Origin of the sequence: Streptomyces sp. NPDC006512 (assembly GCF_040611935.1) — a bacterium.
Classification (GTDB): domain Bacteria; phylum Actinomycetota; class Actinomycetes; order Streptomycetales; family Streptomycetaceae; genus Streptomyces.
In genome coordinates this window covers 54,094-73,593 of the sequence record NZ_JBEXPG010000020.1, presented here as the reverse complement: position 1 = coordinate 73,593, position 19,500 = coordinate 54,094, and the positions used below count along the sequence as shown (strand labels likewise).

At 70.5% G+C, this 19,500-nt stretch carries 18 protein-coding genes; 11 read left to right on the top strand and 7 right to left on the bottom strand.

Annotated features, from left to right (window positions below):
• Positions 1-17: 17 nt before the first annotated feature.
• Complete coding sequence (locus tag ABZZ17_RS16305) at positions 18-1,097, top strand: agmatine deiminase family protein (protein WP_356876394.1); 1,080 nt, start codon at positions 18-20, stop codon at positions 1,095-1,097.
• A complete protein-coding gene (locus ABZZ17_RS16300; RefSeq protein WP_356876392.1) occupies positions 1,094-2,029 on the top strand; it encodes a nitrilase-related carbon-nitrogen hydrolase in 936 nt (311 codons plus the stop codon). Before ABZZ17_RS16305 ends, ABZZ17_RS16300 begins: the two co-directional genes overlap by 4 nt.
• A gap of 489 nt (positions 2,030-2,518) precedes the next feature.
• On the opposite strand, the gene ABZZ17_RS16295 is transcribed toward ABZZ17_RS16300, so the two are convergent.
• The 3 genes from ABZZ17_RS16295 to ABZZ17_RS16285 all read right to left on the bottom strand — a co-directional run bounded on the left by ABZZ17_RS16295 (position 2,519) and on the right by ABZZ17_RS16285 (position 6,004).
• A complete protein-coding gene (locus ABZZ17_RS16295; protein WP_356876472.1) occupies positions 2,519-3,976 on the bottom strand; it encodes a catalase in 1,458 nt (485 codons plus the stop codon).
• 228 nt (positions 3,977-4,204) lie between these two features.
• Positions 4,205-5,095 carry a 2-hydroxy-3-oxopropionate reductase gene (locus ABZZ17_RS16290; RefSeq protein WP_356876390.1) on the bottom strand — a complete coding sequence of 297 codons (891 nt, stop codon included), beginning with the start codon at positions 5,093-5,095 and terminating at the stop codon, positions 4,205-4,207.
• Between the two features lie 75 nt (positions 5,096-5,170).
• The gene (locus ABZZ17_RS16285; RefSeq protein ID WP_356876388.1) at positions 5,171-6,004 is read right to left on the bottom strand and encodes a TIM barrel protein; all 834 of its coding nucleotides are present in this window, start codon (positions 6,002-6,004) and stop codon (positions 5,171-5,173) included.
• 126 nt (positions 6,005-6,130) lie between these two features.
• Between ABZZ17_RS16285 and ABZZ17_RS16280 the strand changes: the two genes are divergently transcribed.
• From ABZZ17_RS16280 to ABZZ17_RS16245, 8 genes are all read left to right on the top strand, one after another.
• Complete coding sequence (locus tag ABZZ17_RS16280) at positions 6,131-6,382, top strand: thiamine-binding protein (protein ID WP_356876386.1); 252 nt, start codon at positions 6,131-6,133, stop codon at positions 6,380-6,382.
• Positions 6,379-6,774 (top strand): helix-turn-helix domain-containing protein, encoded by a 396-nt coding sequence (locus tag ABZZ17_RS16275; protein ID WP_356876384.1) that lies wholly within the window; start codon positions 6,379-6,381, stop codon positions 6,772-6,774. Before ABZZ17_RS16280 ends, ABZZ17_RS16275 begins: the two co-directional genes overlap by 4 nt.
• Before the next feature lie 154 nt (positions 6,775-6,928).
• Positions 6,929-7,435 (top strand): 2-oxo-4-hydroxy-4-carboxy-5-ureidoimidazoline decarboxylase, encoded by a 507-nt coding sequence (gene uraD / locus ABZZ17_RS16270; RefSeq protein ID WP_356876382.1) that lies wholly within the window; start codon positions 6,929-6,931, stop codon positions 7,433-7,435.
• 2 nt (positions 7,436-7,437) lie between these two features.
• Positions 7,438-7,827 (top strand): hydroxyisourate hydrolase, encoded by a 390-nt coding sequence (gene uraH / locus ABZZ17_RS16265; RefSeq protein WP_281204049.1) that lies wholly within the window; start codon positions 7,438-7,440, stop codon positions 7,825-7,827.
• A 1-nt stretch (position 7,828) separates the two neighbouring features.
• Positions 7,829-8,752, top strand: a complete 924-nt coding sequence (pucL, locus tag ABZZ17_RS16260) for a factor-independent urate hydroxylase (RefSeq protein ID WP_356876379.1) — start codon at positions 7,829-7,831, stop codon at positions 8,750-8,752.
• Positions 8,753-8,942: 190 nt separating this feature from the next.
• On the top strand, positions 8,943-10,346 hold the full coding sequence (locus tag ABZZ17_RS16255) for an 8-oxoguanine deaminase (protein WP_356876377.1): 1,404 nt from the start codon (positions 8,943-8,945) through the stop codon (positions 10,344-10,346).
• Between the two features lie 352 nt (positions 10,347-10,698).
• Positions 10,699-12,090, top strand: coding sequence for a nucleobase:cation symporter-2 family protein (locus ABZZ17_RS16250; RefSeq protein WP_356876375.1), 1,392 nt, complete (start codon positions 10,699-10,701; stop codon positions 12,088-12,090).
• Between the two features lie 387 nt (positions 12,091-12,477).
• Positions 12,478-13,569, top strand: coding sequence for a saccharopine dehydrogenase (locus ABZZ17_RS16245; RefSeq protein ID WP_356876373.1), 1,092 nt, complete (start codon positions 12,478-12,480; stop codon positions 13,567-13,569).
• Between the two features lie 118 nt (positions 13,570-13,687).
• Here ABZZ17_RS16245 and ABZZ17_RS16240 read toward each other — a convergent pair whose 3' ends face one another.
• The 4 genes from ABZZ17_RS16240 to ABZZ17_RS16225 all read right to left on the bottom strand — a co-directional run bounded on the left by ABZZ17_RS16240 (position 13,688) and on the right by ABZZ17_RS16225 (position 17,919).
• Positions 13,688-14,890, bottom strand: coding sequence for a GDSL-type esterase/lipase family protein (locus ABZZ17_RS16240; protein ID WP_356876371.1), 1,203 nt, complete (start codon positions 14,888-14,890; stop codon positions 13,688-13,690).
• Positions 14,891-15,210: 320 nt separating this feature from the next.
• A complete protein-coding gene (aceB, locus tag ABZZ17_RS16235; protein ID WP_356876369.1) occupies positions 15,211-16,830 on the bottom strand; it encodes a malate synthase A in 1,620 nt (539 codons plus the stop codon).
• Between the two features lie 241 nt (positions 16,831-17,071).
• Positions 17,072-17,758, bottom strand: a complete 687-nt coding sequence (locus tag ABZZ17_RS16230; protein WP_356876367.1) for a nucleotidyltransferase family protein — start codon at positions 17,756-17,758, stop codon at positions 17,072-17,074.
• A complete protein-coding gene (locus ABZZ17_RS16225) occupies positions 17,713-17,919 on the bottom strand; it encodes a hypothetical protein (protein ID WP_356876365.1) in 207 nt (68 codons plus the stop codon). The genes ABZZ17_RS16230 and ABZZ17_RS16225 overlap by 46 nt, the downstream gene beginning before the upstream one ends.
• An 88-nt stretch (positions 17,920-18,007) precedes the next feature.
• Here ABZZ17_RS16225 and ABZZ17_RS16220 point away from each other — a divergent pair, with 88 nt between their 5' ends.
• Positions 18,008-19,495, top strand: coding sequence for a PLP-dependent aminotransferase family protein (locus tag ABZZ17_RS16220; protein ID WP_356876363.1), 1,488 nt, complete (start codon positions 18,008-18,010; stop codon positions 19,493-19,495).
• Positions 19,496-19,500 lie beyond the last annotated feature (5 nt).

Below are 19,500 nucleotides of genomic sequence, written 5' to 3'. Positions count from 1 at the left end.
ACCCGAGGAGCTCTCCGATGAACCCGCGCATGCCGGCCGAATGGACCGAACACGAGGCCTGCCTCATGGCCTGGCCGACCCGCCGCGAACTGTGGGGCCCGGCCTTCGAGGCGGCCAAGCGCGAGTACGCGGCAGTCGCCCGCGCCATCTCCGCCTTCGAGCCCGTCCTCATGACCGCCGCCCCCGGCCTGGCCGACGAGGCCCGGGCCGCATGCGGCGCCGACGCCCCAGGCGGCGAGGGCACCACCGGCCGCGAGAGCACCCCCGGCCGCGAGGAGGCGTCCGGCATTCACCCCATCGAGGTCATCGAACTGCCCATCGACGACTCCTGGCTGCGCGACTCGGGCCCGATCTTCGCCCACGCCGCGGACGGCACCCGCGTCGGCGTCGACTTCCGCTTCAACGCCTGGGGCGAGAAGCACCACCCCTGGACCGCCGACGACAAGTTCGCCGCGCTCCTCCTGGACCGGCTCCGCATCCCCCGCGTCCACTCCTCGATGGTCCTCGAAGGCGGCGCCCTGACCGTCGACGGCGAGGGAACCCTGATCACCACCGAGCAGTGCCTCCTGCACCCCAACCGCAACCCCCGCATGAGCCGCGCCGAGATCGAGGACGAGCTCAAGCGCCGCCTCGGCATCGAGAAGATCATCTGGCTCCCGTACGGCGGCCTGGAGGACACCGAGACCGACGGGCACGTCGACGGCGTCGCCGCCTTCGTCGCCCCCGCCACGGTGGTGGTCTCCCTCCCCGACGACCCCGCCCACCCCGACCACGCCCGGATGCGCGCCAACCTCGCCGTCCTGGAGGCCTCCACCGACGCCCGGGGCCGGAGGCTGGAGGTCATAACCGTCCCGCAGACCTCCCGCGGCGAGGTGGAGGGCGTCCCGATCGAGATCGGCTACCTGAACTTCTACCTCGCCAACGGCGGCTGCGTGGTCCCCGTCGCCGGCACCCCGCGCGACGAGGAGGCGCTCGCCGTGCTCGCCGCCGCCCTGCCCGGCCGCAAGGTCGTCGGCGTACAGGCCCCCGTCCTCGCCTACGGCGGCGGCGGTGTCCACTGCATCACCCAGCAGCTCCCGAAGGAGGCCCGCGCGTGACCCCGTACGCACTCCTCACCTCCCACGGCTCCCCGCTCGGCTCCCCGGCCCGCACGGAACCCGCCGAGCGCGGCATGCTGCGCGTCGGCCTCGTCCAGACGCGCTGGTACCCCGACGCGAACGAGCACGACGACCGGATCCGCGAGGGCGTCGCCCTGGCCGCCGCACAGGGCGCCACGGTGGTCTGCCTGCCCGAACTCACCCGCAGCCCCTACTTCTGCACCACCGACGACCCGATGGCCGACGGCGCCGCACGCCACCTGGAGGACCTCGGCACGGGACCCACCGTCCGGCTGGCCGGCGAGCTCGCCACGGACCTCGGCGTCACCGTCCACGCCTCCCTCTACGAGCGCGCCGAGGACGGCGGCCTCGGCTACAACACCGCCGTCTGCGTCGGCCCGGACGGCAAGCTCATCGCCCGGACCCGCAAGAACCACATCCCGGCCTTCCCCGGCTACCGCGAGGACCTCTGCTTCCGCCCCGGTGACAGCGGGTTCCCCGTCGTCTCCCACGAAGGCGCCCGCTTCGGCTTCCCCACCTGCTGGGACGAGTGGTTCCCCGAACTCGCCCGCGCCTACGCCCTGCACGGCGCCGAGATCCTCGTCCACCCCACCGCCATCGGCTCCGAGGTCGGCCTCCCGGACCTCGACACCCGGCCGATGTGGGAACACGCCATCACCGCCAACGGCCTCGCCAACGCCCTCTTCATGATCGTCCCCAACCGGGTGGGCACCGAGGGCCGTTCCACCTTCTACGGCTCGTCCTTCATCTCCGACCCCTACGGCCGCGTCGTGCTGCGCGCCCCCCGCGACCGGCCCGCCGTCCTCGTCGCCGACCTCGACCTCGACCAGCGCCGCGACTGGCTGGCGTTCGGCCTCCTCCAGACCCGCCGCCCCGAGCTCTACGGACAGCTCACCGAGCCGCTGGCGTAAGGGCCTCCCGCGCCGGGAGCACCGCACGGAGGGAACGGCAAAGCCCCCCGAACGGCAAAGCCCCCCGAACGACAAAGCCCCGAGAACGGCAAAGCCCGGGAACGACAAAGCGCCGGGTCACGGGACCGTCCGTGACTCGGCGCTCTGGCTGGTACCGCCCGACGGAGCGAGGCTGGCGCGACAGGACGTTCGCACCGCCGGGCGGAGTTGTCGGGGGGAGGTGGTCCCGCGCACGGAGGGGACGCTGTGCGTGTCCCCTATATGCGCGGGAGATGGCTGGGACCGTGGCGGGCGGGCGACGAGAACTCCGGCGTCGTCTCCCTCAGGTCAAGAGACGGGCCTCGGAACCCATTACCACCGCACTGGCTCGCTCGCTCGCCACGGTCCTCGTCCGGCCCTCACCGCGTACCACCCCTCATCCGGGTCCACGGGTCGGGCTCAGCACCCGGGGCCTGACCTCCCGTCAGGCCCCCGGTACAGCTGTGTGGCTCAGGCGTCGCGCAGGGCGCGGACGGCCTCCTCGACGCGCTTGCCGTAGTCGGCGTCGGCGGCGTGGAAGTGAGCCAGGTTCTTCTCGATGACGTCTTCCAGGGTGACCTGGGAGAGACCGCCGGCGATGTTCGCCACCAGACGCTCCTTCTCGGCCTCCGACATCAGGCGGTAGAGCTCACCGGCCTGGAAGAAGTTGTCGTCCTTGGTGTGGGCCGGGGCCTCGTGGGTGCCCGTGTAGCCGGAGACGGCCTTGGGGGCGCCCAGCGCCAGACCGGTCTCGGCCGGACCCTGGTACGAGTTGGGCTCGTAGTTCTTGTCGTGGCGCGAGCCGTTGCGCAGCGCCATGACGCCGTCGCGGCCGTAGTTGTCGGCCGTGGTGGCCTTCGGGGCGTTGACCGGCAGCAGGGTGTGGTTCACACCGAGGCGGTAGCGCTGGGCGTCGGCGTACGCGAAGAGACGGCCCTGGAGCATCTTGTCCGGCGAGGCGGTGATGCCCGGGACGAAGTTGTTCGGGGAGAACGCGGACTGCTCGACCTCGGCGAAGACGTTGTCCGGGTTGCGGTCGAGGACCAGACGGCCCACGCGCTGCAACGGGTAGTCGCTGTGCGGCCACACCTTGGTGAGGTCGAACGGGTTGAAGCGGTAGTCCGCGGCCTCGGCGGCGGGCATGATCTGGACGTAGAGGGTCCAGCTCGGGTTCACACCGCGCTCGATGGCCTGGAGCAGGTCGGTCTGGTGCGAGTTCGCGTCCTTGCCGACGAGCTCGGCGGCCTGCTCGCCCGACAGGCAGCGGATGCCCTGGTTCGTCTTGAAGTGGTACTTGACGAAGAAGGCCTCGCCCTGGGCGTTGGTCCACTGGTAGGTGTGGGAGCCGTAGCCGTTCATGTGGCGGTAGGACGCGGGTATGCCGCGGTCACCCATCAGCCAGGTGATCTGGTGCGTCGCCTCGGGGGCGTGCGCCCAGAAGTCCCAGACGTTGTCCGGCTCCTGCTTGCCCGTGAAGGGGTCGCGCTTCTGGGAGTGGATGAAGTCGGGGAACTTGATCGGGTCCTTGATGAAGAACACCGGGGTGTTGTTGCCGACGAGGTCGTAGTTGCCCTCTTCGGTGTAGAACTTCAGCGCGAAGCCGCGGGGGTCGCGGACCGCGTCCGCGCCGCCGAGCGAGTCCGCCACGGTGGAGAACCGCAGGAAGGTCTCGGTCTTCTTGCCGACCGTGTTCAGGAACGCGGCGCTGGTGTACGCGGTGACGTCGTCGGTCACCTCGAAGTGGCCGTACGCCGCCGAGCCGCGGGCGTGCACCACGCGCTCCGGGATGCGCTCACGGTTGAACCGGGCAAGCTTCTCGAGGAGCTGCTGGTCCTGGACCAGGAGCGGGCCACCGACGCCGGCGGTGGCGGAGTTCTGATTGTCGGCGACCGGGGCGCCGGACTCGGTCGTCAGCGTGCGCTTCGACATGGTGACCTTCCGTACGGGTAACTGCTGACGGAAAGCGTCTTCCGTCATGCGGAACAGCCTAATTTCGGCGAGAACTAAACGTCAACAGTTTGTTGAACAAAGATTGAGGAGAGGAAATCCGGACGGTGCCGGCGCTTGGGCGCGACAGGACAGGTGTCAGCACCGGCACCATCCGGAAACTCAGGGCCCCGTGAGGGGAGGGGTACTCAGATCTGGATCAGAACCGGATCAGATCTGGGCGCCGGAGAGGCGCTCGACCGCGCGGAGCAGCGCGGAGTGGTCCAGACCGCCGTCACCCTGGGCGCGCAGCGAGGCGACGAGCTGGGCGACGACCGCGCCGACCGGGAGGGCCGCACCGACGTTGCGGGCGGCGTCGGTGACGATGCCCATGTCCTTGTGGTGCAGGTCGATCCGGAAACCGGGCTTGAAGTCGCGGTTCAGGAAGTTGTCCTTCTTGCGGGTCAGGACCGTGGAGCCGGCCAGACCGCCGTTGAGGACGTCCAGGGCGGCGGTGAGGTTCACGCCCGACTTCTCGAGGAAGACGACGGCCTCGGCGCAAGCCTGGATGTTCACCGCGACGATGAGCTGGTTGGCGGCCTTCACCGTCTGGCCGGAGCCGTGCGGACCGCACAGGACGATGGTCTTGCCGAGGGCCTGGAGGACCGGCAGGGCCTCGTCGAAGTCGGCCTGCTCGCCACCCACCATGATCGACAGGACGGCCTCGATGGCACCGGCCTCGCCGCCGGACACCGGGGCGTCGATGACGCGGATGCCCTTCTCGGCGGCGTTCTTCGCGAGGTCGATCGAGGTCTGCGGGGTGATCGACGACATGTCGACGATCAGCGCGCCGGACTTCGCGTTCTCCAGGATGCCGTTCTCACCGTAGGAGATGGCCTCGACCTGCGGGGAGGCGGGCACCATCGTGATGATGACGTCGGCGTCCTTGACGGCCTCGGCGATCGAGCCGGCCGCGCTGCCGCCGGCGGCGGCGAGGCGGTCGAGCTTGTCCTGCTCCAGGGTGAAGCCGGTGACCGAGTAGCCGGCCTTCAGGAGGTTCTCGGCCATGGGGGAGCCCATGATTCCGAGACCGATCCAGGCGATCTTGGGGAGGTTGCTCATGATGAGGGTCCTTCTCTTAATGCTTTGTACGAAAAGTGCGGGGGGTGCCTGGCTGATCGCCTGGACTTTGTCCGCCTATCGGGCGGCGCGGGCCTCGGCCGGCAGCCACTCGAAGGACGCGGCGGCGTCGGCCGCCTTGTACTCGAGGCCTACGTAGCCCTCGTATCCGGCCTTCTTCAGCTGGTCCAGGAGCGCCTCGAGGGGCAGCTCGCCGGTGCCGGGGGCACCGCGTCCCGGCTTGTCCGCGATCTGGACGTGGCCGGTCTTGGCGGCGTACTTTTCGATGACCTCGGAGAGGTCCTCATCGTTCATCGCCAGGTGGTACAGGTCGAGCAGGAACTTGGCGTTCCCGAGGCCGGTGGCCTCGTTGACCTTGTCCACGACCTCGATGCCGGCCGGTGCGCTCACCAGGGGGTAGAGCGGCGACTCGGGCTTGTTGAGGGTCTCGATCAGGAGGATCGCGCCGACGCGGTCCGCGGCCTGAGCGGCCACGACCAGGTTCTTCAGGGCGAGCTCGTCCTGGACGGCGGGGTCCACGCCTTCGACGCGGTTGCCGTACAGGGCGTTCAGCGCCTTGCAGCCCACCGAGGCGGCGAAGTCCGCCGCGACGTTGATGTTGGCGTTGAAGCGGTCCGACTCCTCACCGGGTACCGAGACCGCACCGCGGTCCGGTCCCGGCAGCTGGCCGGCGTAGAAGTTCAGGCCCACCAGCTGGGTGCCGGCGTCCTCAAGAGCCTTCTTGAGGGCGTCGAGTTCCGCTTGAGCGGGGGTGGGGGTCTCGATCCAGGGCCACCACAGCTCGACCGCCGTGAAGCCCGCCGCGGCGGCAGCCGCGGGACGCTCCAGAAGCGGGAGTTCCGTGAAGAGGATCGACAGGTTCACATCGAAGCGCTGGTCCGTGTATCCCATGAGGGGTGTGCGCTCCTTCCGTATTGCGGAAGTTATTTTCTGCTTGATGGAAGACTGCATGGGCTTGCGCGCGGATGTCAAGTGCGGACTCCCGAAAAATCCTGACCGCGCAGTAGGTTGACCTGCGTGCGATTGAGAGTGGAGTTCACGACCGAGCCCTTCGACCTCGAAGAGGCCCCCGCCCATGCCGTGGCCGCTCGCGAGGTCATCCAGAGGGCGCAGCTGGACGCGGTGGACGTCGGCCCGTTCGGCAACACCGCCGAGGGCGAGTCCGACCGGGTGCTGAGCGCGGTGGCCGCGCTGCTGCGCGACTCCCTGGAGGCCGGCGCCACGCGCGTCTCGCTCCAGGTGAACGTGATCCGGGAGGAGACCCCGTGACCGAGCCCCGTGACCACCCGTTCGTCGCCGCGGTCAAGCCCCTGGTGGACGCGATGGGCGGCGAGCTGATGGATCCGGCCCTGGCGCAGCCGGACGACGTGGTCTTGACCTGGGAGGGCCAGGAACTGCTGGCGGTGCGGCTGCCCCAGCTCTCCGACTCGCTGGACCACATCCTGGCGGCCCTGGAACGCCGGCACGGCGTACCGTTGGCCCAGCTGGACCGGAAGTCCAAGCAGGACGTGGTGCGGATACTCGAGGCGCGCGGTGCCTTTTCCGTCCGGCACGGCGTGGAAACGGTCGCGGGAGCCCTCGGCGTAAGCCGCTTCACGGTCTACAACTACCTGAACAGGGATTCCGCCACCCCGAAAGGGCCGAAGAGCAGCCAAGAGTGAAGGACGAGTCACCGCTGGTGACGAGCCGCCGCCCAATTCACCCGGGCGGCGGCTTTTGTGTACGGGAAGTTTCAACAAAGTGTTGACGCCGTGTTGTCGAGGGCGTTAGCTATGCGCAGCCCGTCTAAGCAACAACAGGCCACGGAGGCCTACCGTGACTTCGAGTCCGACCCCGGGTCTCGCCCGGTTCAACGCCTTGGATGACAGCGAGGCCACGGCCGAGCTGCACGAGGTGTGCGCCAGCTCGGCGTGGGGCGGCAAGCTCCTCGCCCAGCGCCCCTTCGCCACCGCCGACTCCCTGTTCGCCGCGAACGAATCCGCCATGGCGGAGCTCACCGCGGAGGACCTGGGCGAGGCGATGGGCGGCCACGCGCCGATCGGCCGGCCGAAGCCGGGGGACCCGACCTCCGCCCGCGAGCAGCGTGGCATGGCCGGTGCCTCGGAGGAGCTCAAGACCGAGCTCCTCGAACTGAACCTGGCCTACCAGGAGAAGTTCGGCCACGTCTTCCTCATCTGTGCCACCGGTGCGACCGGTGAGTTCATGCGGGACGCGGTCAAGGTCCGGATCGACAACTCGCCGGAGCAGGAGCGGGAAATCGCCCGCGGCGAGCTCGTCAAGATCAACAAGATCCGCCTGACCCGACTCGTAGAAGGAGAGTGACCATGAGCACGGCAACCACCGCGTCGGTGTCCACTCACATCCTGGACACCAGCATCGGCAAGCCCGCCGAGGGCGTCGCCATCTCCCTGTCGGCCCGTACGGGTCTCGACGGCGAGTGGGCGGCCCTGGGCGGATCCGCCACCGATGCGGACGGGCGCTGCAAGGACCTGCCGGCGCTGCCGGAGGGCACCACCCACGTGCGTCTCGACTTCGAGACCGAGACGTACTTCTCCAAGAAGCAAGCCGAGGCGCAGCAGGACGCCCCCCGCGTAAGGGACAGCGGTGCGTTCTTCCCCGAGGTCACCATCACCTTTGCGGTGAACCCGGGCGAGCACTACCACGTACCGCTGCTGCTCAACCCGTTCGGCTACTCCGTTTACCGAGGGAGCTAGCATGGCCACGATTCTCGGCCAGAACCAGTACGGCAAAGCAGAGAACCGCGTCGTCAAGATCACGCGGGACGGCGACACCCACCACATCAAGGACCTGAACGTCTCGGTCGCCCTCTCCGGCGACATGGACGACGTCCACTACTCCGGCTCGAACGCCAACGTGCTGCCGACGGACACCACCAAGAACACGGTGTACGCCTTCGCGAAGGAATACGGCATCGAGTCCGCCGAGCAGTTCGGCATCCACCTGGCGCGCTGGTTCGTCAACAGCCAGGAGCCGATCCAGAAGGCGCGCATCCGGATCGAGGAGTACTCCTGGTCCCGGATCGCCACCTCGGACGCCAACTCCAAGTTCATCGGCTCCGACGAGGTGAACCACTCCTTCGTCCGCAACGGCGGCGAGACCCGCGTCACCCAGATCACGTACGACGGCAAGAACTGGGAGGTCATCTCCGGCCTCAAGGACCTCGTCGTCATGAACTCCACGAACTCCGAGTTCTGGGGTTACGTGAAGGACAAGTACACGACGCTGAAGGAGGCCTACGACCGCATCCTGGCGACCCAGGTTTCGGCTCGCTGGCGCTTCGCCTGGTCCGATGACGAGCAGCGGATGCCCAACTGGGAGAAGTCCTACGCCGAGACCCGCAAGCACATGCTCCAGGCCTTCGCGGAGACCTACTCCCTCTCGCTGCAGCAGACCCTGTACCAGATGGGTTCGCGCATCATCAACCACCGTTCGGAGATCGACGAGGTCCGCTTCTCGCTTCCGAACAAGCACCACTTCCTCGTCGACCTGGAGCCCTTCGGGCTCAAGAACGACAACGAGGTCTACTTCGCCGCCGACCGCCCGTACGGTCTGATCGAGGCGACGGTTCTCCGCGACGGCGTTGACGCCCGTATCCCCGTGGACATGACCAACCTCTGAGCGCGGCACGCGCGTCCCGGGGCTCCGCAGTGGCCCCGGGGCGCGCGACACTCTTCAACTTCCTGAATCGGCACCCGGACGCAACACACGGGGCGGCAGTACTGTCAGCTGCCAAGGCCCCCGGCTCCGGCACTCAAATCCCCTGGGTTTTGCCGTGCCCGCACCGCCACTGAAAGCACGAGGAAGTCCCATGGCAGCATCGGCAGCCCCTGACAGCGCCGTCGAGCGCATCGTCATCGAGAACTGTGCGATTGCGACCGTCGACGCCAACGACACCGAGTACGCCTCGGGTCACATCGTCGTCGCCGGCAACAAGATCGAGTCCATCGGCGCGGGCAAGGCCCCCGAGAACCTCGAGAACGTAGTCCGCCGCATCGACGGCACCGGGCACCTCGTGACTCCCGGTCTGGTCAACACGCACCACCACTTCTACCAGTGGATCACGCGTGGCCTGGCCACCGACCACAACCTCTTCAACTGGCTGGTCTCGCTGTACCCGACCTGGGCGCGCATCGACGAGCAGATGACGTACTCGGCCGCGCAGGGCTCCCTCGCCGCGATGGCCAAGGGTGGCGTCACCACCGCGATGGACCACCACTACGTCTTCCCCAAGGGCTCCGGCGACCTGTCCGGCTCGATCATCCGCGCCGCGTCCGAGATGGGTGTCCGCTTCACCCTCGCCCGCGGTTCGATGGACCGCAGCGAGAAGGACGGCGGCCTGCCGCCGGACCACGCCGTCGAGACCCTCGAAGGCGCGCTCTCCGACACCGAGGCGACCGTCAAGAAGTACCACGACGCCTCCTTCGACTCGATGACCCAGGTCGCCGTCGCCCCCTGCTCCCCCTTCTCGGTCTCCACCGAGCTGCTCAAGCAGGGTGCCGAGCTGGCCCGCCGCCTGGGTGTGCGCCTGCACACGCACGGCTCCGAGACCGTCGAGGAAGAGCAGTTCTGCAAGGAACTGTTCGGCATGGGCCCGACCGACTACTTCGAGTCGACCGGCTGGCTCGGCGAGGACGTGTGGATGGCGCACAGCGTCCACATGAACGACTCCGACATCGCCGCGTTCGCCCGCACCAAGACCGGTGTCGCGCACTGCCCGTCCTCCAACGCCCGTCTGGCCGCCGGCATCGCCCGCGTCCCGGACATGCTGGCCGCCGGCGTACCGGTGGGCCTCGGCGTGGACGGCACCGCCTCCAACGAGTCCGGTGAGCTGCACACCGAGCTGCGCAACGCGCTGCTGATCAACCGCCTGAACCCGGTCCACCGCGAGCGCGCCCTCAACGCGCGCCAGGCCCTGCGCCTCGGTACCTACGGCGGCGCCCAGGTCCTCGGCCGCGCCGACAACATCGGCTCGCTTGAGGTCGGCAAGTGCGCCGACCTCGTCCTGTGGAACCTGAACACCTTCCTGCACTCCTCGATCGCCGACCCGGTCACCGCGCTGGTCTTCGGTGCGGCGGCCCCGGTGACGGCCTCGTTCGTCAACGGCAAGCAGATCGTCGAGAACAACCGACTGCTCTTCGCCGACGAGGACGCCATCGCGGTGTCCACGCGGGAAGAGGCCCAGCGCCTCGCGCGGATCTCCGCGCAGGCCTGATCCCCCGGAGTCCGGTCGGGGGGGACGGCCCCCGGCCGGCGGCCGCGGACCCGAGCGGGGTCCGCGGCAGCCGTTCCCGGGACGCGCCCGAGGAGAGATCCGAGGGCGCCCCCGGGGCCGGTGACCCGTGACGGCTGCCCCGCAGCACTCGTCCCGCGCCACTGCCACGGCACCACCAGCTCCAGCGCAGCACACCTCGTGGAACCGGTTTTTGGGCGAATCGTTTCCGCACCCCTTGGGACCCGCATTCGGCACGACCCCACAACTGAAGACAGGCTCGACCAGCACGCTTTCGCACCACCTCCAAGACACCCACGTCCCTGCCGACGTGTTTAACCGACCGGAGGAAGCCGTGGCCGCAACGCCCAGGTTTCGCAAAGATGCAGTCGCAGTACCGGAGGAGAAGCACCCGGTCGACGAGACCTTGCCCCCGCTGAAGATGTTCACGAGCGGCCTCCAGCACGTGGCCGCCATGTACGCGGGTGTCGTCGCACCGCCCATGATCGTCGGCCCCGCCGTCGGTCTCTCCGCCACCGAGACCGCCTTCCTGATGGGCGCCTCCCTCTTCACCGCAGGCCTGGCCACCCTCCTCCAGACCCTCGGGTTCTGGAAGATCGGCGCCAAACTCCCCTTCGTCAACGGCGTCTCCTTCGCCGGCGTGACCCCGATGATCGCCATCGGCAAGGGGGAGGGGGACAACGCCATCCCCGTCATCTTCGGCGCGATCATCGTCGCCGGACTCGTGGGCTTCCTCGCCGCCCCCTACTTCGGCAAGCTCGTCCGCTTCTTCCCGCCCGTCGTCACCGGCACCGTCATCACGCTGATCGGCGTGTCACTGCTCCCGGTGGCGTTCAACTGGTCGCAGGGCGGGAACAGCACCGCCTCCGACTACGGCTCGATGCAGAACATCGGCATGGCCGCCCTCACCCTGGCGATCGTCCTGCTGATGCGGAAGTTCCTGCGCGGCTTCCTCCAGCAGATCTCCATCCTGCTCGGCCTGATCGCGGGCACGCTCATCGCGATACCGCTGAACATGACCAGCTTCGACGCCATCCGCAACGCGGACCTCGTCGGCTTCCCCACCCCCTTCCACTTCGGCGCCCCCCAGTTCCAGGTCGCCGCCATCATCTCGATGTGCATCGTCATGCTCGTCTGCATGACGGAGTCCACCGCCGACATCCTGGCCCTCGGCAAGATCGTCGGCCGGCCGGCGGACGCGAAGACCATCGAGGGCGGCCTGCGCGCCGACACCCTCGGCAGCGCCATCAGCCCGCTGTTCAACGGCTTCATGTGCAGCGCCTTCGCCCAGAACATCGGCCTGGTCGCGATGACCAAGGTGCGCAGCCGCTTCGTGGTCGCCGCGGGCGGCGGCATCCTGATCCTGCTCGGCCTGTGTCCGGTGGCCGCCTCCGTCATCGGGGTCGTGCCGCTGCCCGTCCTCGGCGGCGCCGGCATCGTCCTCTTCGGCTCGGTCGCGGCCAGCGGCATCCAGACCCTGGCCGGCGCGGCCATGGAGCGGGGCGAGAACGCGCTGATCGTCGCCGCCTCCGTCGGCATCGGCCTGATCCCGATCGCCGCGCCGGAGTTCTACCACGCCTTCCCCAAGGACCTCCTCGTCGTCCTCGACTCCGGCATCAGCACCGGATGCGTCGTCGCGATCGTCCTCAACCTGGCCTTCAACCACCTCGGCTCCAGGAAGGGCGCCGCCTCCGAACAGGCCCCGGAACCCGCCTTCGTGCACTGACGCGGGACCCCGGCACGGGGAGCGACGGTACCGGGACCACCGGCACCGCGGCCCCACCCGACCGGCGTGCGGCGGTGCGTACGTCACCCACTGCGGGTGTGACGTGCGCACCGCCGCACGCGTACGCGCGCGCCGGCCCGGCCCCCGCCCCGCAGCGGCGCACGCCCCCGGCGCCCGGACGCACAAGCGGCCGTCGCCGCCGCAGCTCTGGGGCCCGGGAAGACCCGCGGTGCGCACGGTGCGCCCGGGCCCGGAGTTCCCTCCCCGAACCCGCGTGCAGCGTCAAGGACGCGGAAAGACATCGCATGAGCACGTGGTCCCCCCACCCCCGGGGCCCGCGCGCCGCCCGCTCGTCCCCACCCCTCTGAGCAGACAGGTGGCACAGCGATGGCAGATCTTCCGCAGCTCTGGATGCGCAACGAGACCCGGCCCACCGAACGGCGCGCCCCGCTCACCCCCGACGACGCCGGACGCCTCGTCCGGCAGGGCGTACGGGTCACCGTGGAGGACTCCGCGCACCGGGTCTTCCCCCTCGACGACTACCTGGCCGCCGGCTGCCGCGCCGCCCCGGCCGGCTCCTGGGCCGAGGCCGCGCCCGGGTCGGCGTACGTCCTCGGACTGAAGGAACTCCCGCCCGCGCCCGAGCGCCTGCACCACCGGCACGTGTACTTCGGGCACGCCTACAAGGGCCAGGCCCAGGCTCCCGGCCTGCTGAGGCGCTTCGCGGCCGGCGGCGGAACCCTGCTCGACCTGGAGTACCTCGCCGACGCGCAGGGCCGTCGCCTGGCCGCCTTCGGCTACTGGGCGGGCTACGCGGGCGCCGCCCTTGCCGCACTGCACGCCCGCGGCCGGCTCGCGGCCCCGCTCGTGCCCCAGGCCCGCGCCGAACTCGACGCCCGCCTCCGCGCCTCCGCGCCCGACGGATTACGGGCCCTGGTGATCGGAGCCGGCGGCCGCAGCGGACGCGGCGCCTGCGACGCCCTCGCCGCGGCCGGAATCCCCGTCACCCGCTGGGGCCGTGCCGCGACGGGCCGGCTGGACAAGGCCGCGCTGCTGGAGCACGACATCCTGGTCAACGCGGTGCTCACGACCCGGCCCGTGGCGCCCTTCCTGACCCCGGACGACCTGGAGGCCGGGGCCCGCAGGCTCTCGGTCATCGCCGACATCACCTGTGACACGGGATCCGAGCTGCACCTGCTGCCCGTGTACGACGAACTCACCGACTGGACGGTCCCGGCCCGGCGCCTGCGCGGCGGGAACCGCCCGCTGGACGTGATCGCCATCGACAACCTGCCGTCCCTGCTCCCGGCCGAGGCCGCCCGCGACTTCTCCGCGGACCTACTGCCCAAACTCCGCGACCTGCACACCACCTCGGCGGACCCGGACTGGCTCCGCTGCCGCGCCGCCTTCGCCACGGCCCTGGCCGCCCTGCCGGGCCAACCGGGCGCCGCGCAGGGGAGGTTCGAGGTGGCGACGTAGGCCCGGCCGCAGGCGGCGTTGCGGGAGGAGCGGAGCGGGCCGCCGTGGAACCGGCCACGGCAGCCCGCTCGTTCGCGCCCCGCGGGCGTCGGGCGACGTCCCCACGGGGTGATCGCGGCTACGGGGCGGGCGTCAGGTACATCCCGCTGTGGTCGCCCCCGGCCGTGTTCTTGCAGCTGACGCCCGAGCCCGCGGGCTGGGCGACGGCCAGTGCCAGGCAGCGCCCGGCCGCCAGTTGTCCGAAGTGGTTCGGGTGCATGGACTCCTGGATCAGGCCCTGCGACTCGTTGTTGTCGATCCAGCGCGCCCATTCGCTCGTCTTCGCCGAGGCCGGGACCGAGGAGCTGACCTGCTTGCTGGCCTTCGCGCACACCTCGCGCCCCTGCATCATGTCCCGCAGGTCGAGGAACTGGGCGCCCTTGGCGGCGGCGACGGCCTTGAGGCGGTTCGAGATCTGGGGTACGAGGGAGTCCCGCGCCCAGTCCGAGTCCCGGTTCCAGAAGGGGCAGCCGCCGGTGTTGAGCCGGCTCCAGTCGCTCTGGGTGTACCGGTTCTCCGCGCCGCGCGGGATCGGCGACGGGTACGACTGGAGCACGATGCGGTACGAGGAGTCCGCGTACCCGGCCGCGCGCATCACGGCGCGGATCTCGTCGACGGACTTGCCGACGTCCGCCATGACCCCGTCCATCTTCGCGTCGACGCCCTCCTGCTGGTCGTCGTGGCAGTAGGAGCCCCAGAGCACGAAGTCGTAGGCGCAGTCCTTGATGATGTCGGCGAAGCCCAGGTCGTTCCCGCCGACGGAGAGGGCGATGATCTTCACGTTGTTGCTCGCGGCCACCGCCGCGAGCCGGTCGGCCTGCGGGGCCTCGCCGTTCTGGGACACGCCGCCGTTCGAGGCCCGGAAGACGTTCCGGGAGACCGCTCCGGAGCAGGCCAGGTTCACGGCCGTCTCGGCGATCGCGCCCGCGCTGAACACCTCGGCCGAGTCCGAGCGGTGACAGCCGCCCGCCGTGGCGCCGTAGACCTTGGAGGGATCGTAGGAACTGCCGCTGACCCACGCCCGGTCGGTGCCGTTCCTGCTCCCGCTGTTGGTCAGGCTGTTGCCCTTCCAGCGTCCGGCCTCGCCGGAGATGTAGCTGTCGCCCATGGACACCACGGCGGTGGGTCCCGTGCCCGGTCCGGGCCGGGGCCCTGCCGCCGAGGTGCCGGCGCCGGCGGCGATCAGCGCGCCGGCGACGGCCGAGACGGCCACCGCGGCCCTGACGGGCCGTCGCACCCGGCCGCCGTTCCTGCTCTTGCTGGCGTTGCGGAATCCGATCACTGCGGAACTCCTGCGGTAGGCCACGCCGGAGACGGCAAGAACTCCGGTGCGTGGCTGGGGAAGTGGGGGATACCGCCGGCCGGTGGCTTTCGGAAAGGTGACATGCCGACGGTTGTTACCGCTAGGTAGCCGCAGATTACGATGGGGTAACGACCGACCGGTCGTTCGGGCCGGTGGATTCCGCTTGTCCGTCCGGACTCCGGTCCGCGGCCGCCGGGCCGTTCCGGCTGGGGCCGAAAACGCCTCCGCCCCCGGCGCCTTGGGGGCGACGGGGACGGAGGCGGTGTTCCGGCTGCTGTGCGTGACAGCCGAAGCGGTGGTCAGCCGACGAGCTGGTCGTACGCGGGGAGGGTGAGGAAGTCCGCGTAGTCGGCGTCCAGGGAGACCTGGAGGAGCAGGTCGTGGGCCTGCTGCCACTTGCCGGCCGTGAAGGCCTCCTCGCCGACCTCGGCGCGGATGGCGGCGAGTTCCTCGGCGGCGATCTCGCGGGTCAGCTCGGCGGTGGCCGTCTTGCCGTTCTCGAAGACGACTCCGGCGTTGATCCACTGCCAGATCTGCGAGCGGGAGATCTCGGCGGTGGCGGCGTCCTCCATGAGGCCGAAGATGCCGACGGCGCCGAGGCCGCGCAGCCACGCCTCGATGTAACGGGTGCCGACCTGGACCGCGTTGCGCAGGCCCTCGTACGTCGGCTTCGCGTCCAGGGAGTCGATCGCGATCAGCTCGCCGGGGGCGACCGAGACGTCCTCGCGGAGGCGGTCCTTCTGGTTCGGCTTGTCGCCCAGGACGGCGTCGAAGGAGGCCATCGCGATCGGGACCAGGTCGGGGTGGGCGACCCAGGAGCCGTCGAAGCCGTCGCCGGCTTCACGGTCCTTGTCGGCCTTGACCTTCTCGAAGGCCACCTTGTTCACCTCGGCGTCCTTGCGGGACGGGATGAAGGCCGCCATGCCGCCGATCGCGTGCGCGCCGCGCTTGTGGCAGGTGCGGACCAGCAGTTCGGTGTACGCCCGCATGAAGGGGGCGGTCATGGTCACCGCGTTGCGGTCCGGCAGGACGAACTTCTCGCCGCCGTCGCGGAAGTTCTTCACGATGGAGAACAGGTAGTCCCAGCGGCCCGCGTTCAGGCCCGCCGCGTGGTCCTTGAGCTCGAAGAGGATCTCTTCCATCTCGTAGGCCGCGGTGATGGTCTCGATGAGGACGGTCGCGCGGACGGTGCCCTGCGGGATGCCGACGTAGTCCTGGGCGAAGACGAAGATCTCGTTCCAGAGGCGGGCCTCCAGGTGCGACTCCGTCTTCGGCAGGTAGAAGTACGGGCCCTTGCCGAGGCCGATCAGGCGCTGCGCGTTGTGGAAGAAGTACAGGCCGAAGTCCACGAGCGAGCCGGAGGCCGGGCCGCCCTCGAAGCGGAGGTGGCGCTCCTCCAGGTGCCAGCCGCGCGGCCGCATCACGACGGTGGCGAGCTGGTCGGCGGGCTTCAGCGCGTACGCCTTGCCCGTGCGCGGGTCGGTGAAGTCGATGCGGCGCTCGTAGGCGTCGATGAGATTGAGCTGGCCGAGGACGACGTTCTCCCAGGTGGGAGCCGAGGCGTCCTCGAAGTCGGCGAGCCAGACCTTGGCGCCCGAGTTCAGGGCGTTGATGGTCATCTTGCGGTCCGTCGGACCGGTGATCTCCACGCGGCGGTCGTTCAGCGCGGCCGGGGCCGGCGCGACCTTCCAGTCGCCCTCGCGGACCTGTGCGGTGTCCGGGAGGAAGTCGAGGGTGGAGGTCCGGGCGATCTCGGCGCGCCGCTCGCCGCGTCGGGCGAGGAGCTCCGCGCGGCGGGGGGCGAACCGCCGGTGGAGCTCGGCCACGAAGGCGAGGGCCGCTTCGGTGAGGACTTCGTCCTGCCGGGGCAGGGGCTCGGCGTCGACGATGGCCAGCGGGGACGGCGCTGGTGCGGACATATCTGTCACTCCTTCAGCGGCGGTGCCTGGCGGCCGCGGGGGAATGCTCGCGCGAGACGGCACGCAGTGCCGTCGGGTGTGGAGAGTTCCGGAATACGGTCGCGGGCGCCGTCTGGGGGTTCAGGGCGCTTCTGACCAGTGGATAGTAATTTCCTCATGGTGGAAGTTCAATGGTTTGTTGATGTCGAGATTCTCTGAGTCGACAGATTCAGCCTGCCGGTGGCCCTCGGTGCCACCTCGGTCACGCCCCGCGCAGGCCCTCCTCCGGCCCGCTCCCGGCCAGTCGTGCCAGGTCGGGAGGGGTGTCGATGTCGAAGTCCGCCGCGACGTCCCCGCACTCCACCAGGACGACCTCCTTCGCGTGTTCCCTCAGATGGACGCGCGCACCCCGGTCGCCGGTCGCCGTCCGCACGATGTCCGCCCAGCGGTCCGCCCCGAAAAGGACCGGATGCCCGCGTTCCCCGCCGTACGCGGCCGCCGCCAGGCTCGTGGGGGAGCGGTACGCCTCCCGGACCCGGGTCACCGCCGCGGCGCCGATGCCGGGCTGGTCCACCAGGGACACCAGGGCCGCGCGGGCCCCCGTACCGGCCAGCGAACCGAGGCCGACCCGCAGGGAGGAGCCCATGCCCTCCTCCCAGTCCGGGTTGTCCACCACCACGCAGCCCGTCAGGTCGGCCCGCTCCCGGACCTCGGCCGCCGAGGCCCCGAGCACCACGTGGACCGGACCGCAGCCGGCCTCGCGCAGCACGCGCACCGCGTTCTCCACGAGCGGGCGGCCCCGGTAGGTCAGGAGGGCCTTGGGGTGTCCGCCGAGACGGCGCCCGCCGCCGGCGGCCAGGAGCAGTCCCGCGACCACCGGCCCCTCCCCGGCGTGCGGGGCGGCTACTGCGGCAGCGGACGGGTCGGTGAGGCGTTCGGGTGCTGACATGGCAACGATTCTCGCGCCTTCGCGGCCCGCCGCGGGCGCCCCGCCAGGGCGCGTCCGACGGCGGCCAGCGCGGCGCCGATCCGCAGCGGCTCGGAGATCCGGTTCTCGAAGGCGGCCGCCATGGCCCGCTCGTCACGGTCGGTGAACACCTGCTCGTACATATCGGCTTCTCCTTGCCAATCGGGGTCCAATGAGGCGAGTCTGGACCTGGATTGGCCTGGCTGGCAGAGCCAATCGGGGGAGGTTGGCATGGCGAACGCGCGAGTGGTCCAGACGGCGGACAGAACGATCGGCAGCCGGCAGCTCGCCGCACTGCTCCCCGCGGAGGTTCTGGCCCGCCCCGGCTACCGGGCCCTCGCGGACGCCGTCCGCACCCTGATCCTCGACGGCCGGATCGCCCTGCACGTCCGCCTCCCCGCCGAACGCGAACTCGCCGAGGCCGTCGGCGCCAGCCGCGCCACCGTCACCGGCGCCTACGACCTGCTCCGCGAGAGCGGCTACGTGCGCAGCAGGCGCGGCTCCGGCACCTGGACCGAACTGCCCGAAGGCCACCGCCCCGTCGGCACCCACGCCCTCGTCGGCGGCATCGGCGGACGGGCCGACGACGAACCGGGCATCGACCTCGCCATCGCCGCCATGGGCGCCCCCGACGGCAGCCTCGCGGAAGCCCTGGCCTGGGCGGCGCCCCGGCTGCCCGAGCTCGCCCGCACCCCCGGCTACCACCCCTTCGGGCTGCCCGACCTGCGTACGGCCGTCGCCGACCGCTTCACCCGGCGCGGGCTGCCCACGCGCCCCGAGCAGATCCTCGTCACCGCCGGGGCCCAGCAGGCCTTCGCCCTGGTCGTCAGCCTCCTCTGCCGGCCCGGGGACCGGGTCGTCACCGAGAACCCCACCTACGCCAACGCCCTCGACGCCCTGCGCCACGCCCGGCTGCGCACCGGCTCCATCGCCGTCTCCGACGCGGGCTGGGACCTGGAGATCGCCGAGTCCACGCTGCGCCAGACCGTCCCGCGGCTGGCGTACGTCATCCCCGACTTCCACAACCCGACCGGCGCGCTGATGCCACCGGAACAGCGGCTGCGCCTCCTCGCCGCGACCCGGGCCACCGGTACCTGGCTGGTGGTCGACGAGACCATCGCCGACATCGCGCTGGACGTGCCGGCCCCCGCCCCCCTGGCCTCGCTGGCCCCGCGCGGCGGCGCCGACCACGTGATCACCATCGGCTCGCTCAGCAAGACGCACTGGGGCGGCCTGCGGGTCGGCTGGATCCGGGCCACCGCCAAGATGATCACCGAGCTGACGGCCGTACGCGTGTCCGCCGACATGACCGGCTCCGTACTCGACCAGGTCGTGGCGCTGCCCCTGATGGACGCCCTTGACCGGTCCCTGCCCGCGCGCATCGCCCAGCTGCGCGTCCAGCGCGAGGCCCTCGTCGGGTCCCTCCAGCGACACACCCCCGAATGGTCCTGGCAGCTGCCCCCGGGCGGCCTCTCGCTCTGGGTGGACCTCGGCGAACCGGTGAGCTCCGCGCTCGCCGAACGGGCCGCGGCCGCGGGCGTCCACATCGGCCGCGGAGCCCGCTTCGGCGTGGACCCGGGGACCTTCGAACACCGGCTGCGGATCCCGTACACCCTGCCCGCCGACCGGCTCGACGAGGGCGTACGGCTCCTCGCGTCGGCCTTCCACGACGGCGTACCGCTGGCCCCGGCGGTGGAGCGCCCGCACTGGGTGGCGTAGGCCGC